Below are 20310 nucleotides of genomic sequence, written 5' to 3'. Positions count from 1 at the left end.
GATCTTCCGGAGGTGTATTTACACAAGGTGTGGAAATGCCCCCGACTCGAGGTTGGGACATGGGCTCGCGAAACCGGTCAATTCGGTTCAAGATCTTCCTATTGCTGCTACTACCCCTCCTGTCTTTGAGCGCGCTATGGGGTTTCGTTCTCAACCTCACAATGGGCGACGCCCAGTCACTGCTCCGCGCGAGCACTCTCTACGACACGATCGGCGTCACCTCCACCGACCTGGGATTACAGCTTCAGGCTGAACGCGTGCGCTCCGCGGAGGCGCTCACTACGCGTGAACTCACCCAGGTGCTCGGCGGCCAGCGAGCCCGCACCGACCGGTCCGTCGCCGACTTCAGGCAGGCCGTCACCGACGCCGGCAACTCGGTCGGCGACGACCTGCGCCAGGCGCTCGGAGACCTCGACTCCGCACTCAACAGGCTGGGCTCGATCCGGTCGGACATCGACAGCGGCATCAGCTCCCGGCTGACCGGCCTGAACGAGTACAACCGCGTTCTCGACGCCATCTTCCAGCTCTACGACCACCTGATCTCCGTCTCCGACCTCGACATCTTCCAGCAGGCCTCCTCGCTCCAGGCCATCGGCATGGCCAGGGAGTACATCGCCAGGGAGCACGCCCTCGTCATCGGCGCCCTGGCCGACCGCCGGCTCACCGAGTCGGAGACCGCCGCCTTCACCGAGTACGCGGCCTCCAGGAAGTTCCTGCACTCGCGCGGCCTGGCCGGGCTCGACGTGACGCTGCGCAGGCCGTACGAGCAGGTCTTCGCCACCGAGCCGTACCTCACCTTCGCGACCATGGAGTCGCGGATCATCAAGACCGGCGCGCCCCCGCCCGACGCCCAGAGCTGGCACCAGGCCCTCGACAAGCTCGTCGCCCGCCTCGACGACCTGGGTAAGGGCTCCTCCGACACCCTCGCCGTCCGCACCTCGGAGGCCGCCACCGGCACCGTCGTGGAGATCGGCCTCGCGGGCGGCCTCGGCTTGATCGCCGTGCTCGCGTCGATCATCATCTCTGTACGCTTCGGTCGTCGCCTGGCGGCGGAACTGGGCGGGCTGCGCACGGCCGCGGTCGAGCTGTCGCAGGAGCGGCTGCCCGACATCGTGGCGCGGCTGCGCAGGGGTGAGGACGTCGACGTGCGGAAGGAGGTCAAGGCGATCAGGGTCAGCGGTTCCGCCGAGATCTCCGACGTGGCCGGCGCCTTCGGCTCCGTGCAGCGCACCGCCGTGACGGCCGCGGTCGGCCAGGCGGCGCTGCGGCGCGGGATCGGCCAGGTCTTCCTCAACCTCGCCCGGCGCAAGCAGGGCCTGCTGCACCGGCAGCTCGCGCTGCTCGACGGCATGCAGCGGCGTACGCACGACCCCGACAGGCTGGAGGAGCTCTTCCGCCTGGACCACCTGACCACCCGCATGCGCCGGCACGCCGAGAGCCTGATCGTGCTGTCCGGCGCCGCGCCGGGACGTGCCTGGCGCCGGCCCGTGCCCGTGATCGACATCGTCCGGGCCGCGGTCTCCGAGATCGAGGACTACACCAGGGTCGCCGTGGAGGCCATGCCGGACGGCGCCATCGAGGGCACCGCCGCGGCCGACGTCACCCACCTGGTCGCCGAACTGGTCGAGAACGCCACCATCTACTCCCCGCCCGACACCCTGGTCCAGGTGCGCGGCGACATGGTGAGCAACGGATACGCCATCGAGGTGGAGGACAAAGGGCTCGGGCTGCCGGCCTCCGAGTACGACCGCTTCAACGCGCTGCTCGCCTCCCCTCCCGAGTTCGACCTGGCCGACAGCGACCGGCTGGGCCTGTTCGTGGTCGCCACGCTGGCCGCGCGGCACGGGATCAAGGTGCTGCTGCGCCGCTCGCCCTTCGGCGGCACCACGGCCATCCTGCTGGTGCCGCGCTCACTGGTGGCCGAACGGGCCGCGCCGGAGCCGCCCGCCGGTGACGGCAAGGCCGCGCTGCCGAGCCGTACGCGGAAGAAGGCCCTCGCGGTCGTCACCTCGGGCACCCACCACGCGGGGCTGCCCAGGCGGGTGCGGCAGGCCAACCTGGTGCCGCAGCTCAAGGAAGCGCCGCCGGAGCCTGTGCCCGCGCCCGAGCCCGCGCCCGTGTCCGGCCCGGAGCAGGCCGCGGAACGCTCTCCCGACGAGGTACGCGACCTGTTCTCGGCATTCCAGCGGGGAACCAAACGCGCCAGAGAAGAAGCCTCTGAGGAGGGGCACGTGAGTAAGGGGGATGCATGAGTGCGCCGACCACCAACACCGGTGAGCTGAACTGGCTGCTGGACGACCTCGCCACGAGAGTGGCCGCGGTGCGCCAGGCGGTCATCCTGTCGACCGACGGCCTGGCCGTGGGCCATTCCAAGGGACTGGCCCGTGAGGACGCCGAGCACCTGTCGGCGGTGGCCGCCGGTTTCCAGAGCCTGGCCAGAGGCACCGGCCGCCACTTCGGCGGCGGTGACGTGCGCCAGACGATCGTGGAGATGGAGTCGGCGTTCCTGTTCGTGACGGCGGCCGGCCAGGGCACCTGCCTGGCCGTGATCGCCGACGCGAGCGTGGACGTCGGCCAGATCGCCTACGAGATGGCGATGCTGGTCAAGCGGGTGGGCCAGCACATCAGCACCAACCCGCGCGCTGGAGCGTCATGAGCGATGGCCCGCAGTGGTTCGATGAGGAGGCCGGGCCGGTCGTCCGGCCTTATGCGCTCATTCGCGGTCGTACGCGCTCCTCGGGAGACGCGTTCGACCTCGTGGCCACCGTCCGCACCATCGGCGGTGGTCCCGGTGGCGGGCCCAATGGTGGACCGGGCGGCGTCGGGCCGGAACAGCAGCTCATCCTGCGGGCGGCACGTGACCCGATCTCGGTGGCCGACCTGGCCGTCGAGCTCGACCTGCCCGTCGGCGTCGTCCGGGTGCTGCTGGGTGACATGCGTGACCACGGCCTCATCTCGGTGACGTCACCCTCTGCCGGAGGGGCGCGGTCGAATGAGCGCATTCTCAAGGAAGTGATCAATGGACTCCGTGCTCTCTGAGGACCCCGTCGCGCTCAAGATCCTGATCGCCGGCGGGTTCGGCGTCGGCAAGACCACCCTGGTCGGGTCGATCAGCGAGATCAAGCCGCTGCGCACGGAGGAGGTGCTCTCCGACCGCGGGATCGGCGTCGACGACATCGACGGGGTCGAGGCCAAGACGACCACGACCGTGGCGATGGACTTCGGCCGCATCACGATCCGCGACGGGCTGGTCGTCTACCTGTTCGGCACCCCCGGGCAGGAGCGCTTCTGGTTCATGTGGGACGAGCTGAGCCACGGCGCACTGGGCGCGGTCGTGATCGCCGACACCCGGCGGCTGACCGACTGCTTCCCCTCGGTCGACTACTTCGAGCAGCGCGGCACGCCGTTCGTGGTGGCCGTCAACTGCTTCGAAGGCGCGGCCCGGCACACCGTGGACGACGTGCGCATCGCGCTCGACCTGGACGACGACGTGCCGGTCATGCTCTGCGACGTGCGCCGCAGGAACTCGGCCAAGGAGATCATGGTCACGCTGGTCGAGCACTCCCTGCGGACGCTCACCTCGGCCAACTGACCCCCCGGGTCAGAGCGCCCGGAGACCGTTGATCACCTCGCGGAGCAGGCTCTCCGACGGGGTGACGGCCTTGTCACGTGGCGGGCGCACCGTGACCAGGTCGTGCTCCAGCAGGTCCCCCAGCAGCACCCGTACGACACCGACGGGCAGGCCCACGTCGGAGGCGATCTCCACGAGGGGCCTGCCCTGCCCCGTCACGCAGGCCAGCAGGCGCCGGTGCTGAGCGCCCAACTCGGCCTTGGACGGGACGGGCGTCCCCGTCGAGACGACGATCGCCAGCAGGTCGACCTCCGAGGAGGCGGACCGCGTGCGTCCGCGTGCGACCGCGTACGGCCGCACGACGGGCCCGGCCTCCTCGTCAACCCACTCGTGCTCGCGGCTCACGATTGAGATCCCCCATCCTGATCGTTGTCCTGCCGCCCGCGCTGCCAGCCGGACTGGAGCGAGGAGAGCAGGGCCCTGGTCTCCTCCGGTGTACGCTCCTCGACCGGTGGCGTGGCGGCGGGCGACGCCTCCTTCAGCCGCTGCGGCTGCCCCGTCTGCCGTTGCCGCTGCGGCAGCCCCGGGTCGCGCCGGCGGCGCGGCAACTGCTGCGGCGGCTCGTCCTGCGGCTGGGCCTGCTGCGGGAGCGCCGGGCTCGGCACGTTGCCGGCGGCGACCCCGCTCCGTTTGCTGGTGCGGACCCGGCGCGGCAGCTCGCCGGGCCCCGTGGGCTCCGTCCTGACCACCGAGACCGGCTCGAACTCCACCGGCGGCACGGGCGTCGCCAACTGCTCGACCAGCGTGGCCGGCACGAGCACGATGGCCGTGGTCCCCCCGTACGGCGACGGCTTGAGCGTGACCTTGACGCCGTGCCGGGCCGCGAGCATGCCGGCCACCGCGAACCCGAGCCGCTGCGTCTGCGCGGGGTCGAACTCCGGCGGGCTGGCCAGCCGCTCGTTGATGGCCCTACGGGTGGCGTCGTCCAGGCCCAGGCCGCGGTCCTCGATCTCGACGGCGAAGCCCCTGCCGACCATCTCCCCGTGCACGGAGACCTCGTTGCAGGGCGAGGAGTAGGTGGTGGCGTTCTCGATCAGCTCGGCGAACAGGTGCATGAGGTCGGCCGCCGCCGTGCCGGAGACGCCGCACTCGGGCATCGGGTAGACCCGGACCCGGGTGTACTCCTCGACCTGGGCGGCGGCGCCGCTGAGCACGTCCTCCATCGGGATGGCGCCGCGCCACCTGCGGCCCGCCGAGCCGCCCGAGAGCAGCACGAGGCCCTCCGCGTGGCGGCGCATGCGGGTGGTCAGGTGGTCGAGCCGGAACAGGCGCTCCAGCGCCTCCGGCTCCTCGGTCTGGCGCTGCATCTCGTCCAGCAGCCGGAGCTGGCGCTGCAGCAGCGACTGGCTGCGCCTGGCCAGGTTCCGCAGCGCCTCGGAGACACCCTCGCGCAGCCTGGCCTGCTCGACGGCGGCGTCCACGGCGGTGTGCTGCACGCTGTCGAACGCCGCCGCGAGGTCGCGGACCTCGCTGGTCGACTTCTGGCCGACCGTGATGGGCGGGGCCTCGGCCGCGATGTCCACGCGCTCGCCCTTGCGCAGCTTGGTCACGACGTCGGGCAGCCTGATCTCCGCCAGGTCCAGCGCGGTACGGCGCAGCGCCCCCAGCTCGCGGGTGAGCCGGCGGCCGATCCTGATCGAGATGACGATCGAGGCGACGACCGCGATCAGGCCGAGCGCGCCCGCGACGGCGGCCCGCACGATGACGGCCACGCCCGCGGGCTCCATCCTGGCCAGCAGCTTGTCGCCGGTGCTCCAGACGGCGTCGCGGTACTCCTTCTGCACCTGGTCCGAGATGCCCCGCCAGAGGTCCACGTCGAGCGCCCGGCCGCTGATGTAGGACTCGAGGAGGTTCTCCATCGTGACGTAGCGGGGGGAGTAGTACAGCTTCTCGAACGGGCTGCGCAGTTCGGTGTCGAGGTTGGCCAGCGCCTTGGGGAACAGGTGGGCCCGGGTGCCGTTGATGGCGGCCAGCAGGTGCATGTCGTGCATGCTCGCCCGGCCGTTGGAGGCGACCACCAGGGCATGCTCACGGGCGAGCAGCTCGCGTACTTCGTCGGCGGCGATGAGGCCCTGGGCCTGCAGGGAGAGCTGCAGGTCGGTGCTCACCGTCAGCCGGGAGTACAGCAGGTGGATCTCGTCGGAGATCCGCGCGTACTCGGTGACCAGGTTTCCGGGGGTGAGCTGGCGGTTGTCCACCTTGCGGCGGATGTCCGTCAGCCGGTCGATGGTCTCGAAGACCGTCTGGAGCTGGGTCCGCGCGTCCTGCGAGAGCGCCGACTGGGTGTCCTCCGCCATGCCGCGCTGACGCAGGGTCCGGTTGTTGTTGTCGACCTTGGCCCGCGCCTTGGCCAGCGCGTCCTCGTCCTCGCTCGTCCCGGCGATGAGCTGGGCGGAGATCAGGCGTTCGGTCTGGAGGTTGCCGACCAGTCCGTCGGCGTTGTTGATGATGCCGGTCCAGATGGTCTCGACCTTGAGCAGGTTGAGAGCCTCGCCTGACGTGGTGCTCGCGGCGAAGCCCCAGAGCGTGATCAGGGAGACCAACGGGATGACGAGCAGGGTCGAGATCTTGAATCTGATGGATCTGCCCGATGCCATGACACCTGCTCCCGGATAGAAGATCGCGGGAGAGACTAGCACCGATACAGATGGTTTTAAGATCGACTAGCGATAAATCTGTGGTATGTCGGGAAATTTACGGCCTTCGTGACAACGGGCCACCACGTCAGGCGTACCAGCCAGGCCGCCAGCACCGCCAGCAACGCCACCTCCGTGCCCAGCAGCACCCGCTCGACGAGGCCGATCAGCACCCGCTCGCCCGGCATGGCCACGTACGTGATCGCCAGCAGCCCGAAACCGCCCGCCAGGGCCACCCACTCCACCACCCGCGCCACGGGCTTCCACGACGCGTCCGAGGACAATCTGGGGACCAGCAGCGCGCCGGCGGCCGGCAGACTCACGAAGGCGGCGACGGAGACGTACCGGTGGACCATGGCCGCCGTGTCGAGGTCGTGGCCGATGGGCGTGGTCGGGACCAGCGCCGCCACCACGAGGGCGACCGACCACACCGCCAGCAGCCACTGCGGGGCTCCCCTGACGGGCGCCCCGGCCGACCGCAGCCCCGCCAGCAACGCCAGGGAACCGATCCCGAGCACCGCCATGGCGACCTCCGTCATGCCCCCGCGGTCCGACACGGCGTACTCGCTGACGGTGACGTTCAGGGGGTCGAGGTAAGGGTCGGGGCCGAACTGGCCCGCCACCACGGCGACGACCGAGAACAGGATCGAGGCGCAGGCGATCCAGGGGTAGAGCCTCTTCACTGCGGTCATGGCTTCACTCTCGCGCCGGGACGCGGGCCGGCGCATCCGGCGCGGCCCCCTACCCGACCCTGACCCACCCCTGAGTCCGGCCCTCGCGGCGGCCGGGCCGACGCCCTTCCGGCCCGTGCCCTCTCGTGGCGGCCGGGACGATGCCCGGCGGGCGGCGTCGCGTCGGGGAACGCCCCCGAGCGGCGCTCGCCCGGCGCGGGTCAATCCAGGATGTGGCCGGTCGCGCGGGCGTAGCGCTCGCGGATCGACGGCACCGCCGCCCCCTCGTACGAGGCCGTCTCCGACGACTGCCAGTCGGGCGTGCCCACCAGCGTCGCCGCCTGGAAGGCCGCCCCGTCGGCGACGTACTCGGCGGGCGGCGGCACCGTGATCCGGACGCCGAAGATCGTCGGGGCGATCCGGCGGACCGCCTCCGAGCGGGCCGCGCCGCCGATCAGCAGCACCCGCTCCGGCCGCATGGCCAGCGCGTCGAGCGCGTCGGCGAGACCGCAGAGCATGCCCTCGACGGCGGCCCTGGCCAGGTGGGCCGGGGTCGAGGTGGCGAGGGTGAGGCCGTGCACGGAGCCGGTCGCGGTGGGACGGTTGGGGGTGCGCTCGCCTTCGAGGTAGGGCACCAGGGTGAGGCCGTCGGCCCCGGGCGGCGCCTGGAGGGCGAGGGAGCCGAACTCGTCCAGCGAGACCCCGAGGACGCGGGCGGCGGCGTCCATGACGCGGGCGGCGTTGAGCGTGCACACCAGCGGCAGGAAGCGCCCCGTCGCGTCGGCGAACCCGGCGACCGCGCCCGTGGGGTCGGCGCTGGGCGTCTCCGCCACCGCGAACACCGTGCCGGACGTGCCCAGCGACACCACGACGTCGCCCGGCCTGGCGCCCACGCCCAGCGCGGCGGCCATGTTGTCGCCCGTGCCGGGCGCGATCAGCACCGCGCCCGGGCCGCCGGCGACGGCCGCGCCCACCTCCTCGACCGGCCCCAGCACCCTGGGCAGCAGCGGGACCGCCCCGAAGGCGGCCTTGAGCAGGTCGGTACGGTACGCGCCCGTCGCGGGCGACCAGTAGCCGGTGCCCGAGGCGTCACCCCGGTCGGTGGCCAGGTGGGACAGCGGCGCCAGCGGTGCGTCCGCCCAGGCGTCGGGCGAGAAGGGCACGCCGGAGGCCAGCGCCCCCGACAGCCGCCATGTGAGCCAGTCGTGCGGCAGGCAGACGGCGGCCGTGCGGCGGGCGTTGTCCGGCTCGTGCTCGGCCAGCCAGCGCAGCTTGGTCACCGTGAACGACGCCACGGGCACCGCGCCGACCGCGTCGGCCCACGCCTGCGGCCCGCCGAGTTCGGCGGTCAGGTCGGTGGCCGCCTGCGCGGAGCGGGTGTCGTTCCACAGCAGCGCGTCGCGTACGACGTTGCCTGACTCGTCGAGGCAGACCATGCCGTGCTGCTGCCCGCCCACGCTGACGGCGGCGACGTCGTGCAGCCCGCCGGCCTCCTCGACGGCCCGCAGTAACGCGGCCCACCAGTGGGAGGGGTGCACCTCGGTGCCCGCGGGGTGGGTGGCGCGGCCCTGCCGCACCAGTGCTCCCGTCTGCGCGTCTCGAATGACGACCTTGCAACTCTGCGTGGAGGAATCGACCCCAGCGACCAGCGTCACCCACGAACTCCTAACAAGTGCTCCAGCGCAAGCTGGTTCAGATGGGAGAAATGGTATCCGCGCGCCGCGGCTGCCCCAGGACCGTATCCCGTGGGCTCCCGGCGGGGGCCGAGCGGCCCGCCGGGGCGGATCACGCGCCCGCGGCCCCGCTCGTCCATGGTCCGATGCTCCCCCGGCGGTCGCCCGTCCACAAGCGGTGGCTACAACCCGGAGGGATCGCGCCCCACGCTGATCTCCTCGGCGATCTTCCTGATCTCGGTCACCTCGAGGCCGGGGGCCTTGGGCAGATGACGCAGCAAGGCGTCCATGACCACGGGGACGGGCTGGCCGGCGAACCGGCCCGCGATCCCGTGAACCGCCCGGAACAGCGCCTCTTCGGTGTCGTACATCAGCCTCTCCTCGGTCGGGTACCGGGAGAACGCTACGGCCTCGGCACGACAGTTTTCTCGCTACCCCGCCCCGCGTGTCGGTTCGTCCTCATCTGGCCGTCGCGAGATATATGCGCGTTCAACTAAATTGGAACGTGAGGCCCGGAACCCTGTCGAAAGGGGCACACCATGCCGGTCCAACGGCTCAACCACGCGGTCCTCTACGTCCGCGACGTGGAGCGCAGTGTCGCCTTCTACCAGGAGGCCCTCGGTTTCGAGATCGTCATGAGCATGCGGGGCGCCGCCTTCCTCCAGGCCCCGGGCTCGTCCAACGATCACGACCTGGGCCTGTTCCAGATCGGCGCGCAGGCCGCCCCTTCGGGAGCCGGCCGCACGTCCGTCGGCCTGTACCACCTGGCGTGGGAGGTCGACACCCTGGACGAGCTGGAGCGCGTACAGGCCAAGCTGGCCGAGCTGGACGCGCTCGTCGGCGCCTCCGACCACAGCACCACCAAGGCGCTGTACGCACGCGACCCCGACGGGCTGGAGTTCGAGGTGTCGTGGCTGGTCCCGGCCGCGCTGCTGACCGAGGAGATCATCGCCGGACGCACCGCGATCCGCCCGCTCGACCTGAACGCCGACAAGCGGCGGTTCGGCGCCCGGACCCGAGGCGGCGTGGGCGTGTCCGTCCCCGCTTGACGTACCTTGGGGGTATCGGCCCTTTCACGGAGAAACGGTCATGCCAAGCGATCCTGATCATGTGCTCGACGCCATCGACGGCGTCGTCGAGGAGTGGGAGACGCTGAGCGCGGACGCCATGCGCTGGTCGCCTCCCGAGAGCAAGAGCCCCGACCTCATGACCGAGGTGGGCGAGATCTTCGGTCCGCTCGTCAACGCCTTCTCCGAGGCGCTGCGGCCGATCGGCGACGCCTTCGAGCGCGCGCTGCGGGCGCTGGACGAGGAGGACGATCACTGACCCCCCGGTGTACCGCCGGGCCGGGTCAGTCGGCGGCGCGGCGACGGCGGGCCCGGCGCGGGTACGCCTTGGCCGTCTCGGCCAGCCGCGCGGCGTGCTCGGCCTGCCTGCGCCAGTGCCCGTAGGCGTCGCCGCGCTGGGCCAGCCGGTCGAGTTCGCTCATGGTGGCCAGCGGGATGAACGCCGGCTCCGCGTCGCGCCACGGCGTGCCCGGCAGCGGCATGAACGTGTGCGTGTGGATGCGCGCGCCCAGGTCGGCGAGGTCGGCGGCGAGCCGGAGCGACTGCGCCTGGTCCTCCTCCGACTCCCCCGGCATGCCGAAGATGAAGTCGACGTTGGGCCGGAAGCCGTGCTCGGCCAGAAGACCCGCCGGTTCCGCGGCAGTTCCTCCTTGACCCCGGCCAGCAGTTCCTCCACCGCCCCGAGGTCGGGGTCGGGCCCCTGCGAGCCGTACGAGAGCGAGGTGGGCCTGGTGCGCAGCGCGACGCCGTCGGCGTCCTTGATCGCCAGCCCGGGGACCGAGGCGAGCGGCGCGTCGTCCTGGAGCGCCCGGCGCTACGTGTCGCCGGGAAAGCGGCAGACGGCCTTCTCCGGCAGGAACGCGTGCAACTGTTCGAAATAGCCGTTCAGCCGGTCCATCATCTGGCGGGCCGCCGCGGTCTCGTAGGCGGTCCGGGGGTCCAGGCGCCGGTCCTCTATCGCCTGACGCTCCGTCTCGTTGACGAAGCGGCCGAGCTCGCCGGCGTAGAAGTCTTCGCGGTTGGCCACCGCGATCGCGTCACGGGGTTGGGTGACCCACCTGTCGCTGTACTCGTAGTAGTACTCGTGTTCCTGCCGGATGCACGTGGCGGAGTCGACCCCGGTCCACGCCAGCGGATTGGCGTAGGGCAGGGGGCAGTCGCAGCCGTTGCCTTCGGACTCGTGATCCCAGATGGGGTCCGCCCACCCCTCGAAGCCGCCGATGAGGGTGTCGGCGAAGGCCGGGTAGACCTCTTCGCCGAACCAGCGCGTGCCCTCCCCGACCGTTCCCACGGCAGCCGCCAGTTCGATGACCGCTTTCCTGAGCACGCCAAGCTCGCGAACCGCCTCCTTGGCGGCCTCTCCACCCCAGGCATCGGCCAGATCCTGGCCCTTCGCGGTGATGGCGGAGACGGTCTCCACCAAGGTGTCCGCGATCGAAGTGAGCTCCCTTCCGTACAGTCCCGCTGCCTCGCCCTCGATGTACTTCAGGCGTCTCCAGTATTCGTTGGTCGGGCCGATCCCATAGGCGTCCCTGTCGCACCGCATCTCAAGAAGGGCGCCGTCCGGGCTGATAGCGCCCTTGTACCAGGCCGTCAGGTTGGTCATGTCACGTCACTCGCCATCGCTCTTGTATGCCTCGAGATCGCTCAGGGCCGAGGCGGCCTCCGCCAGTTCGTACTCCTCGACGCTCTGGGCCAGTTTGATGATGCAGGAGGAGTACGACCGGAAAAACTGCTCGAGTGACCGCTCCATGAAAGCGTGGAAGTGGTTGATGGTACCGGCGTCACCGGTGTTCCAGATGAGCAGGGGCTGGTCGTACGCCAGGTCGACTCCGGGATGGAACTGGCCGAAGGAGGGCGGGCGCAGGAGCGGGATGGGCATGGGGCCCTCTTCCGGCGTTATGGGGGCGCCCGTCTCCGACCTCGGCAGCACCCGCAGCGCGGTATAGGACTCCAGGTCGGTCAGCAACGCGCGGGCGGCGTCCCGCACCGCGGCACGATCGACCTCCAGGACGTCCCCTGCCTCCGGCCACGTGGTCGGCCCACCGTCCAGGGCCCACTCGCGCCACTCCGGCATCTCCGTGTCGGGGGTCGCGTCGAGATTCTGGCCGTCCACTCGATATCCGGGAGACCACGAACGTCCGGGCCCCCATACCTGTCGCGGCGCGGAATCCTCGAAGGCGGGTTCGGTCATTCACTACTCCAGCAGGTGTGCGGGCCGAGCCCCGTGGCGGTACCCCGGCGGCGTGGCGGAATAGTGATCTTCACTGCTAGCGCGTCGCTAGCGCGCGATTAGCGCCGCCTGTCACACCCGCGAGTGCGGGCCGTCCGGCCCGGACCGCGGGCGGGCGGTCCGGGCCGGACGGTGCGCGATCTGACCTCGGCCAGTTCGGCGGCCATGGCCTCGGCGTCGGGCGAGTAGAACGACCAGAGCACGAGCACGCGGTCGGCGTCGCTGCCCTGGATGTGCCCGGCGGTCTCCTCCGGGGTTGTGCCGAGCCGCAGCTCGTGCTCGACCCCCGAACTCTGGAGGGCGGCGAACAGCGCGTGCACGCCGTACGTCACCGCCTTGCGTTATCGGACCACCACGCACACTGCCAGTGCCACGCCCGCAGCGTAGCCCAGGGCGGACGCATCGCGCCGCCGAAGCCCGACAGCACTGTTACATTGGCCCGGTGATCGGACTCGGCGCCCTGATGCGGCACGTGCACGAGCTGATGGACGGCGCCATCGCCGACCTCTACGCCGAGCACGGCCTGCCCGACTACCGTCCCCGCTACTCGCCCGTCGTGCGCACGCTGGTGGAGCAGGGCCCGCTGCCCATCCGCGATCTGGCCGCGGCCATCGGCGTGACGCACTCGGCCGCCAGCCAGACCGTGGTCCAGATGCGCCGCAGCGGGTTCGTCACCATGGAGAAGGGCTCCGACGCCCGGCACCGCATCGTCCATCTCACCGGCCGGGCCCGCGCCGCGCTCCCCCTGATCGAGGCCGAGTGGGCGGCCACCGAGCGGGCCGTGCGCGAGCTGGACGCCGAGTTGCCCGTGCCGCTGGAGCAGCTCATGACGGCCACGCTGGACGCGCTGCGCCGCCGCGATTTCCGCGCGCGCATCGGGGACGTCAGCGCCTAGACTCGCTCACATGATCTGGCGACATTGATCCATCACCACGGGCCGGCGCGGGGCGCGCGGGCCTCCGAGCGGACATGCACTCGGAGCCCCTGTTCGTCCCCTCGGAAGGCCCTTCATGCTTGTCGTGTCGCTGTACGCCTACGCGTTCCTCAGCGAGTTCATCCTGCTCTACCCGGTGTACACGTTGCTGTTCACCGACACCGGGCTCTCCGTGGCCCAGACCTCGTCGCTGTTCGTCATCTGGTCGGTGACGGGCATGGTGCTGGAGGTGCCCTCCGGCGCCTGGGCCGACACCGTCTCCCGGCGCCTGCTGCTCTGCCTCGGCCCGCTGCTGACCGGCCTCGGCTTCGCGGCGTGGGTGCTCTTCCCGTCCTACTGGGTGTTCGCGGCCGGGTTCGTGTTGTGGGGGGCCGGGGAGGCGCTGGTCTCCGGCTCGTACGAGGCGCTCGCGTACGAGGAGATGGGACGGCGCGGCATGTCCCGCCGGTACGCGGGCGTCATGGGCCGCGCCAGTGCGCTCGGCCTGGCCGGCAGCGCGGGGGCGATCGGCCTGGCCGCGCCGGTGTTCGCGACCGGCGGATACCCCGTCGTGGGGGCGGCCAGCGTGCTGGCCTGCGTCCTGTGCGCGGCCGTCGCCCTGACGCTCCCCGAGCACCGCACGCCGGGCGCCTCCCGTGAGGTGCGCTACCTGACGATCCTGCGGGAGGGGATCGGGCTGGCCCGCGCCGACCGCGGCGTGCTGCGTGCCATGCTGACGGTCGCGTTCGTGACGGCGATCTGGGGCGCGCTGGAGGAGTACGTGCCGTTCCTCGGGGCCGAGACGGGCGTGGCCAAGGCCACGATCCCGCTGCTGATCCTGCTGGTCTGGGTCGGCGCCACGGCGGGCGGCCTGCTGGCCGGGGCCGCCGAACGCCTGCCGGCCCGCGGGTACGGCCTGCTGCTCGGCCTGGCGGCGCTGCTCATGGGCGCGGGCGCGCTGAGCGGGCACCCGGCCGGGTTCGTGGCGATCGCCCTGGCGGTCGGGGCGTTCCAGCTCGCCCAGGTGCTGGCCGACGTGCGGTTGCAGGAGCGGATCAGCGGGCCGGCCCGCGCCACCGCGACCTCGGTGGCCGGCCTCGGGACGAACGTGGTGACACTCGGCGTCTACGCCGCGTACGGGGCGGCGTCGCCGTACGTGTCGCACGGGGTGGCCTTCGCGCTGCTGACGCTGCCGTACCTGGCCGTGGCCGTGCTGACGGCCCGGCAGGCCGGCCGGTGACGACGCGGCCTTGTCCGCCTGCCCGTCTTAAAGGCGGCAATTTTCACATTCAGGTCAAGGACCAAAAAGCCCCCATAACACCGAAATAAGTCACGTTTGGTATCTAAGCAGGCGCTGAAGCAGCCGTTAGCTTGACAGCACCCCCACACGAGGAGTGCACATGTTGAGTAAACGCTGTGCGCTGGTAGGCGGCGCCATCCTCGCCGTCTGCCTGGCCACCCCCCTCAGCGCAGCAGCCGCCACACCGGCGCCACAAGCCGCCACTCCCCCCGCACCCCCCGCAGTGATCGACGCGCTCGAGCGCGACCTCGGCCTCTCCGAGGCCCAGGTCATCGCTCGGCTGGCCAACGAGGAGCGCGCCGCCGCCACCGAAGCGAGCCTCACCACCGCATTGGGCGGCTCCTTCGGCGGCGCATGGCTGAACGCCGACGCCTCCAAGCTCATGGTCGCCACCACCGACGCGGCGACCACGGCGACCATCCAGGCGCAGGGCGCCCAGCCCGTCGTGGTCCAGCGTTCGCTGGACCAGCTCAACGGCATCGTCGGGCAGCTCGACCAGGCGCCCAAGCGGGCCAAGGCCGGTGCCGCGCTGTGGTACGTCGACGTGGCGACCAACACCGTCTCCATCCAGGCGCCCACGGTCGAGGCCGCCGAGGCGCTCGCCGCGGCGGCGGGCGTGGACAGGTCCGCGGTCACCGTGTCGGCGACGGCCGAGCGTCCGACGACGTTCATCAACATCGTCGGCGGCGCGGCCTACTACATCGGCTCCAGCCGGTGCAGCGTCGGCTTCTCCGTCACCCGCGGCACCACCCCCGGCTTCGTCACCGCCGGACACTGCGGCCGGGCCGGCTCCGCCACCAGCAGCCCGACCGGCACCTTCCAGGGCTCGTCGTTCCCGGGCAACGACTACGCCTGGGTCGCCGCCCCCGGCAACACCACGACGCCGTACGTGCGCGGCTCCGGCGGCGCGAACGTGACCGTGCGCGGCTCCACCCAGGCCGCCGTCGGCTCGTCCATCTGCCGCTCCGGCTCGACCACCGGCTGGCGCTGCGGCACCATCCAGCAGCACAACGCCTCCGTCACCTACCCGCAGGGCACCGTCTCCGGCCTGACCCGCACCAGCGCGTGCGCCGAGCCCGGCGACTCCGGCGGCTCGTTCATCTCGGGCAGCCAGGCCCAGGGCATGACGTCCGGCGGCTCGGGCAACTGCAGCGTCGGCGGCACCACGTACCACCAGCCGGTCAACGAGGCCCTGAGCGTGTACGGCCTCACGCTCCGCGTCGGCTGAGCAACTCCTCCAGACCGCGCGGCGCGCCCCTTCCCCAGGGCGCGCCGCGCGCTTTTGCGCCGCCACCGATGACTTTCGCCGCCGCGCCCGGTCCGTATGCCGACATCCCCCACCAGAACCGCCCCCGCAGAAGGGAAGTCGCCATGAAGCGGCCCGTCCTCGGCAGCCTGCTGCTGTCCAGCACCGACCCCGACCGACTGAGCACCTGGTACGCCTCCGTGCTCGACCCGGAACACGACGCCGGCGTCAACGGCTACCGGGTGCTGAATTTCGGCGGGTTCTACCTGTTCATCGACACCCGCGCGGACGTCGGCGCGCAGAACCCCGAACCCGGCCGGGTGATACTCAACTTCGACGTCGAGGACGCCCGCGCGGTCGCGGCCCGCATGGAGCGGGAGGGCACGAAATGGCTGGCCGAGATCGAGGACCGCGACGGCAGCCTGTTCGCCACCGCGATCGACCCGGACGGCAACTACGTCCAGATCATCCAGCTCAGTGAGGCGCACCGGCAGGACATGTGACGCCGCCCGGCGCGGCCCGCTCTCAGAGACGGCCGAACAGGTGGTTGGCCGGCGACTCGGGATCGTCCCCGTAGAAGAACTCACCCACCGCGCGGTGATACTCGGCCCTGGACAACCCGCGCGAGGCGTCGAGGTCGAGCTGCTCGAACACCTCGGCGCACTCGTCGGCCGGAGCGCGTCCCGTCGTCGCGAAGATGTGGGTGAACTCGGCGAGGCTGATCACGCCGTCACGGTCGGCGTCGGCCAGCTCGAAGTACCGGTCGGCGATCGGCGCGAGCTGCTCGGGATAGTGGACGCGGTCGGCGAAGGTCTCGGTGAACGCCCGTGTCATCTCCTCCAGCGTCACCTTGTCGTCCTGGTCGGTGTCGGCCGGGGCGACGACGAAGCTCCAGAACCGGTGCATCAGTTCGTTGATCGCGTGCGCCTGCGGCGAGTCCGGGGCGAGCCCTCGCGCCTCGGCGTACCGCTCGCTCATCAGCACGGTGTCCTGCCGCGTGACGGCCCCGTCACCGTCCACGTCCGCGGCGCGGAACCACCGCTCGTACTTCCGTTCCCGCAGCTCACTCATGCCGCAAAGGTAACCGCGCCCGCCGTCGCCCAACAGGCGGTCATCACGTGGCGCACCCGATACATCACCCTCCGGTCCCGGGGGGTTCGTACTTTCATCGCCGGACCGAAAGCGCCCACCAGCCCGTCGCGACCGCCACCGCGACGGGAGCGATCAACGGCGCCACGGGCGGCCACAACCGCAGGCTCACCGCCGCCAGCACGGCACCCGCCGCGACCGACGACACCACCCCCAACGGCCGCGCCACACCACCGCCCCTCCCCTCGCCCGGGACCGGATTCCACGAGCCGACCACGTGCCCCGCCAGCCCGGTCACCGTCCCCGTCAGGTACGTCGTGGACAACCCCGACCCGCCCGCCCACCGCGTCACCGCGCTCTGCAGCCCCATCGCCACCGCCGAGGCCGCGATGAGCGCCAGCCGCGGCGCCTGCACCGCCCAGCCCACGGCCACCCCGGCCAGCAGTGCCAGCTCCACCCCCAGCGCGACGGCGGGCCGCCGCGCCACGCCGTCGCCGGAGGCCCGTCCGACCAGCCCGAAACCCACCGCGAGCCCGGCACAGAACCCCGCGAACGCCAGCCCGGACCCCACCACGTGCGCCGTCCGCCCGAGCCCCAGCGCCAGGCCGAGCAGCACGATGTTGCCGGTCATGTTGGCGGTGAACACCTCGCCGAACGCCAGAAAGCTCAGCGCGTCCACGGCCCCCGCCGCGAGCGCCAGAGCGAGCACCGAGAACCGCGCCATACGCATGCTCTACGTACTCTATCGACCACCCACCGCGACGCCCGCCTGGTTGCCGCGCGGCGTGGCGGTCCTGAACATGCGGGGCCGGTCAGTAGCTGGGGACGTAACAGACGACTTCCTTCGGCAGGTAAGCGTGCAGCGTTTTCAGGCAGTCGTTCATCTTGGACATGCTCTGCCGCGCCTCGTGGCCAGGTAGATGTGGAAAGGATCCAACTGCCGATCCTCGATCGCCTGGCGTTCCCTCTCGTTGACCCGCCCTGGTCCCTCAAGGCTCGACGCAACAGGTCAGGATCACATCCACCCGCGCTCATGTGGTCGAGGAGCGGTTCGTAACGATCGGCCCGGCCCCGCAGGAGTTCCGTCGCAAGCTGTAGCTCCAGACGAACCGCAGGCACTCGGTACGAGCCACACGCGACCCACACAAAGTGCTCCCACGGGCCACGTCCGACGCATTCCATCCCGTCCGAGTCGACCTGTCGCTCAACCGTACTGATCTCCACCTCGACCCCGCGCACTACGGCGTCGAATCGCGGCACGTCCGCCGCCCTCCTCGTGATCGCTGCGCGTACGCCGCCCTCATGGACCGAGGGACGCTCGTCCAACTCCTGGACCACGCAGGGGAAGCGGGCCGTGCATGCCGTCGGGCGCTCATGGCTGGAGCGTCCTTCGATATCTGGCCGGACCCGGTCGAAACACTTCCCCTGACCAAGATCTACCGGCGTCGCGCCCATCTCAGCCACCGGATGAACCGCATGTATCAGATCGAGTCGATCGACTTCGATGCCGACTATGCGCGCGAGAACGGTAGGGAGTATCGGAATTTCAGCGACTCACCCGTTCGGGTCTTCCTGTGACGTTGGCGGCAGTCCCGACACCTCCTCAACCGCCTGAATAATGATCTCCGGTTGCTCAAGTGGAATCTGGTGGCCGGCGCGCTCGGCGACCATCACCCGCCCGTACGGGGACTGGCCGGCCAGAGTGTGATGGTCGGCGTTCAGATGCTCCAGGTGCGCTTTGGGCATCCGTGGCCGCCTGCCTGCCGTGATCACACGGATGGGCACAGGCGGCAACCCGCTCTCCTGACGCGCCTGGGCGACCTCGCGCATGGCGTCCTGCATCCCGGTCAGGGTGACGGCCAGTTCGCGCAGTGGCCGCGCGTGGGTGCCGCCGAACATCGCACGCAGACCCAGCAACCGTGGAGCCAGGACGAACGACAGGTCGCGTACGAGCGCCGAGCCCGGCGGGGTTCCGCCGGCGGTCGGATCCACGAAGACCAGCCCCGACACGTCACCGGGATGGCGGGCGGCATAGAGCTGGGTGACGAGCCCGCCGTAGGACCAGCCCACGAATACCGCCGGCAGTTCGAGGTGCAGGGCGCGAAGAAGCCGGCGCAGGTCATCGGCCATCTCGGTGACGGTACGGGCCTGCGATCCACCGGAGCGGCCGACGCCGGCCCGATCGTAGGTCACCACAGTGACACGCTCGGCCAACGCGCGCTCCAGTTCCTCCCCCCAGGCGCCCACGCCCTGGCCTGAGCCGCCGCAGTCGAGAACCACTGTGGGGCCTCTCCCCCGAACCTGTGCCCACAGCGCGTGATCACCTACATCGACCATCACGGGCGTCGGTACGTCGTTGTCTCCGGGTTTCTCATCCCTTCCCATGGCGTCAACTTAGATTGACCAGCATGCCGGCGTCAACTATTGTTGACGATTGAGTCCGGCGGCGAACCGGACTCCGCCAGGGGAGATCCATCCCGCGTACGTTGAACCCGACGTCGCTGTACTGCCGTGCAGGCAAGAAGAGCGGTACCCGTCAGGGCCAGCAGGGCACCGGCCGCCATCGCACGGAGGTTCATCAAGTCCGCACGGGCGGCGGCCTCGGCATGCTCCCTCAGCATCTCCGGCGTCGGGTCCTGATAGGGCAAATAGGTGCCCGCGGCCCTCATGCAACTGGCAACCGGTAGCAGGAGCCCGACGCAGATGACGAAGACCCCGATCTTCCTTCCGATGATCGCCACGGGGCCAGGCTAACGAGTCGCCGCTGACAGCTCTTGGGAACTGCATCGATCACGACCCACTGCGGCGCTGAACCGGCGTCCACATCCGCGTCGCACAGGAGGCCCTCGGTCACCGCGCAACGAGGACCAAGTGCCCTGGAACACTCCCTGACCGGCAACTGCAACCCTGATGCCCACAGAGATCAAAAAAGGCCCTCTCCCCAAAGCTGGGGAGAGGGCCTTTCACCTGCGGAGGATCGGGGATTTGAACCCCGGATGGGCGGTAAACCCAAACCGCATTAGCAGTGCGGCGCCATAGACCTGACTAGGCGAATCCTCCAGGAGCCTGCGCGGCTCAGGACAGAGTACCGGCCTTCTGGCGAGGCGGCAAAGCGATTGCCCTCCCAGTCTTCACCAAGAGTTATCAACAGGCTGTGGGTAACTCCCTGTGGATGAAGCCCGCCCAGAGCTGAGACGGGCTTCACCCCTGTGGACAACCTATCGGGGAAGGTCAGGCGGCCGGGTTCGCCTCGCCCTCGATCTCGATCTTGACCTTCTTGCCCACCAGCACGCCGCCGGTCTCCAGGGCCTGGTTCCAGGTCAGGCCGAACTCCTCGCGGTCGAACTCCGTGGCGATCGAGAAGCCCCAGACGGCCTGGCCCCAGGGGTTCGTGCCGGAGCCGCCGTACTCGACCTTGAGCTCGACTTCCTTGGTGACGTCGCGGACGGTCAGGTCGCCGGCGACGGTGAACTCGTCACCGGAGTGGCCGACCACGCGCGTGCTCCTGAAGGTGATCTGCGGGAACTTCTCGACACCGAGGAAGTCGTCGCTGCGGAGGTGTCCGTCGCGGTCCGGCATGCCGGTGGTGATGCTCTCGGCCTGGATCGTGAGCTCGGCGGAGGACTCCAGCGGGTTGTCCGCGATCGTGACCGAGCCGCTGAAGGTGCCGAAGTGGCCGCGGACCTTGCTGACCATCATGTGCTTGACGACGAAGCCGATGGTGGTGTGGGCCACGTCGAGGTTGTAGGTGCCGGCGGCCGGGATGGTCAGGGACTCCCAGGTGCGGGTGGTCATCGGGGTTCTCCTCAGAGGTTCGGTGTCGCTTGGATGTCTGCGGCAACAACTGTCTA

25 protein-coding genes and 1 tRNA gene are annotated in these 20310 nt (G+C 70.6%); 11 read left to right on the top strand and 15 right to left on the bottom strand.

Annotated elements, in window-relative coordinates; all coding sequences use genetic code 11:
- Positions 1–161: 161 nt before the first annotated feature.
- Genes FAF44_RS13095 through FAF44_RS13080 form a run of 4 tightly spaced genes read left to right on the top strand, consistent with a single transcriptional unit; the run spans position 162 to position 3592 of the window.
- A complete protein-coding gene (locus tag FAF44_RS13095; RefSeq protein ID WP_237103382.1) occupies positions 162–2252 on the top strand; it encodes a nitrate- and nitrite sensing domain-containing protein in 2091 nt (696 codons plus the stop codon).
- Complete coding sequence (locus tag FAF44_RS13090; protein WP_237103381.1) at positions 2249–2656, top strand: roadblock/LC7 domain-containing protein; 408 nt, start codon at positions 2249–2251, stop codon at positions 2654–2656. The genes FAF44_RS13095 and FAF44_RS13090 overlap by 4 nt, the downstream gene beginning before the upstream one ends.
- Positions 2653–3039, top strand: a complete 387-nt coding sequence (locus FAF44_RS13085) for a DUF742 domain-containing protein (protein ID WP_237103380.1) — start codon at positions 2653–2655, stop codon at positions 3037–3039. Before FAF44_RS13090 ends, FAF44_RS13085 begins: the two co-directional genes overlap by 4 nt.
- The gene (locus tag FAF44_RS13080) at positions 3020–3592 is read left to right on the top strand and encodes an ATP/GTP-binding protein (protein WP_237103379.1); all 573 of its coding nucleotides are present in this window, start codon (positions 3020–3022) and stop codon (positions 3590–3592) included. The genes FAF44_RS13085 and FAF44_RS13080 overlap by 20 nt, the downstream gene beginning before the upstream one ends.
- A gap of 9 nt (positions 3593–3601) precedes the next feature.
- On the opposite strand, the gene FAF44_RS13075 is transcribed toward FAF44_RS13080, so the two are convergent.
- The 5 genes from FAF44_RS13075 to FAF44_RS13055 form a co-directional block, all read right to left on the bottom strand.
- Positions 3602–3976 (bottom strand): DUF742 domain-containing protein, encoded by a 375-nt coding sequence (locus FAF44_RS13075; protein ID WP_237103378.1) that lies wholly within the window; start codon positions 3974–3976, stop codon positions 3602–3604.
- Positions 3973–6228 carry a nitrate- and nitrite sensing domain-containing protein gene (locus FAF44_RS13070; RefSeq protein WP_237103377.1) on the bottom strand — a complete coding sequence of 752 codons (2256 nt, stop codon included), beginning with the start codon at positions 6226–6228 and terminating at the stop codon, positions 3973–3975. The genes FAF44_RS13075 and FAF44_RS13070 overlap by 4 nt, the downstream gene beginning before the upstream one ends.
- 56 nt (positions 6229–6284) lie before the next feature.
- Positions 6285–6959 (bottom strand): DUF998 domain-containing protein, encoded by a 675-nt coding sequence (locus FAF44_RS13065; protein WP_237103376.1) that lies wholly within the window; start codon positions 6957–6959, stop codon positions 6285–6287.
- A 200-nt stretch (positions 6960–7159) separates the two neighbouring features.
- Complete coding sequence (locus FAF44_RS13060; protein ID WP_237103375.1) at positions 7160–8593, bottom strand: xylulokinase; 1434 nt, start codon at positions 8591–8593, stop codon at positions 7160–7162.
- A 200-nt stretch (positions 8594–8793) separates the two neighbouring features.
- A complete protein-coding gene (locus tag FAF44_RS13055; RefSeq protein WP_237103374.1) occupies positions 8794–8982 on the bottom strand; it encodes a hypothetical protein in 189 nt (62 codons plus the stop codon).
- A 168-nt stretch (positions 8983–9150) separates the two neighbouring features.
- Between FAF44_RS13055 and FAF44_RS13050 the strand changes: the two genes are divergently transcribed.
- Both FAF44_RS13050 and FAF44_RS13045 read left to right on the top strand, forming a co-directional pair.
- A complete protein-coding gene (locus FAF44_RS13050) occupies positions 9151–9660 on the top strand; it encodes a VOC family protein (RefSeq protein ID WP_237103373.1) in 510 nt (169 codons plus the stop codon).
- A 40-nt stretch (positions 9661–9700) separates the two neighbouring features.
- Positions 9701–9937, top strand: a complete 237-nt coding sequence (locus tag FAF44_RS13045) for a hypothetical protein (RefSeq protein WP_237103372.1) — start codon at positions 9701–9703, stop codon at positions 9935–9937.
- A gap of 25 nt (positions 9938–9962) precedes the next feature.
- Here FAF44_RS13045 and FAF44_RS13040 read toward each other — a convergent pair whose 3' ends face one another.
- The 4 genes from FAF44_RS13040 to FAF44_RS13025 form a co-directional block, all read right to left on the bottom strand.
- Entirely contained in the window at positions 9963–10253 is a 291-nt protein-coding gene (locus FAF44_RS13040; protein ID WP_237103371.1) for a hypothetical protein, read from the bottom strand.
- Positions 10254–10492: 239 nt separating this feature from the next.
- Positions 10493–11284, bottom strand: a complete 792-nt coding sequence (locus tag FAF44_RS13035) for a hypothetical protein (protein WP_237103370.1) — start codon at positions 11282–11284, stop codon at positions 10493–10495.
- A 6-nt stretch (positions 11285–11290) separates the two neighbouring features.
- Positions 11291–11794: a hypothetical protein gene (locus tag FAF44_RS13030; RefSeq protein ID WP_237103369.1), complete on the bottom strand. Its 504-nt coding sequence runs from the start codon at positions 11792–11794 to the stop codon at positions 11291–11293.
- Positions 11795–11970: 176 nt separating this feature from the next.
- Positions 11971–12243, bottom strand: a complete 273-nt coding sequence (locus FAF44_RS13025; RefSeq protein ID WP_237103368.1) for a hypothetical protein — start codon at positions 12241–12243, stop codon at positions 11971–11973.
- A gap of 110 nt (positions 12244–12353) precedes the next feature.
- Between FAF44_RS13025 and FAF44_RS13020 the strand changes: the two genes are divergently transcribed.
- The 4 genes from FAF44_RS13020 to FAF44_RS13005 all read left to right on the top strand — a co-directional run bounded on the left by FAF44_RS13020 (position 12354) and on the right by FAF44_RS13005 (position 15873).
- Positions 12354–12806 carry a MarR family winged helix-turn-helix transcriptional regulator gene (locus tag FAF44_RS13020; RefSeq protein ID WP_237103367.1) on the top strand — a complete coding sequence of 151 codons (453 nt, stop codon included), beginning with the start codon at positions 12354–12356 and terminating at the stop codon, positions 12804–12806.
- A gap of 115 nt (positions 12807–12921) precedes the next feature.
- Positions 12922–14064: an MFS transporter gene (locus tag FAF44_RS13015; RefSeq protein WP_237103366.1), complete on the top strand. Its 1143-nt coding sequence runs from the start codon at positions 12922–12924 to the stop codon at positions 14062–14064.
- Positions 14065–14347: 283 nt separating this feature from the next.
- The gene (locus FAF44_RS13010) at positions 14348–15352 is read left to right on the top strand and encodes a S1 family peptidase (RefSeq protein WP_237103365.1); all 1005 of its coding nucleotides are present in this window, start codon (positions 14348–14350) and stop codon (positions 15350–15352) included.
- 143 nt (positions 15353–15495) lie between these two features.
- Positions 15496–15873, top strand: coding sequence for a VOC family protein (locus FAF44_RS13005; protein ID WP_237103364.1), 378 nt, complete (start codon positions 15496–15498; stop codon positions 15871–15873).
- A 22-nt stretch (positions 15874–15895) separates the two neighbouring features.
- Here the strand turns inward: FAF44_RS13005 and FAF44_RS13000 are convergent, their stop codons facing one another.
- A complete protein-coding gene (locus tag FAF44_RS13000; RefSeq protein ID WP_237103363.1) occupies positions 15896–16441 on the bottom strand; it encodes an EF-hand domain-containing protein in 546 nt (181 codons plus the stop codon).
- Positions 16442–16535: 94 nt separating this feature from the next.
- Positions 16536–17189 (bottom strand): DUF1275 family protein, encoded by a 654-nt coding sequence (locus FAF44_RS12995; RefSeq protein ID WP_237103362.1) that lies wholly within the window; start codon positions 17187–17189, stop codon positions 16536–16538.
- A gap of 572 nt (positions 17190–17761) precedes the next feature.
- On the opposite strand from FAF44_RS12995, the gene FAF44_RS12990 reads away from it, so the two are divergent.
- Entirely contained in the window at positions 17762–18037 is a 276-nt protein-coding gene (locus tag FAF44_RS12990) for a hypothetical protein (RefSeq protein WP_237103361.1), read from the top strand.
- Here the strand turns inward: FAF44_RS12990 and FAF44_RS12985 are convergent.
- From FAF44_RS12985 to FAF44_RS12970, 4 genes are all read right to left on the bottom strand, one after another.
- On the bottom strand, positions 18014–18844 hold the full coding sequence (locus tag FAF44_RS12985; RefSeq protein ID WP_237103360.1) for an alpha/beta fold hydrolase: 831 nt from the start codon (positions 18842–18844) through the stop codon (positions 18014–18016). The two genes, FAF44_RS12990 and FAF44_RS12985, sit on opposite strands and share 24 nt — an antisense overlap.
- Positions 18845–18876: 32 nt before the next feature.
- On the bottom strand, positions 18877–19200 hold the full coding sequence (locus FAF44_RS12980) for a hypothetical protein (RefSeq protein WP_237103359.1): 324 nt from the start codon (positions 19198–19200) through the stop codon (positions 18877–18879).
- Between the two features lie 229 nt (positions 19201–19429).
- A tRNA-Ser gene (locus tag FAF44_RS12975) sits at positions 19430–19519 on the bottom strand.
- Positions 19520–19690: 171 nt separating this feature from the next.
- On the bottom strand, positions 19691–20254 hold the full coding sequence (locus FAF44_RS12970) for a YceI family protein (protein WP_237103358.1): 564 nt from the start codon (positions 20252–20254) through the stop codon (positions 19691–19693).
- Positions 20255–20310: the final 56 nt, after the last annotated feature.

It is taken from the genome of Nonomuraea sp. MG754425 (assembly GCF_021699195.1).
Taxonomy (GTDB): domain Bacteria; phylum Actinomycetota; class Actinomycetes; order Streptosporangiales; family Streptosporangiaceae; genus Nonomuraea.
Note: the sequence above shows the minus strand (reverse complement) of the source record. Positions and strands in the feature narration are given on the sequence as shown.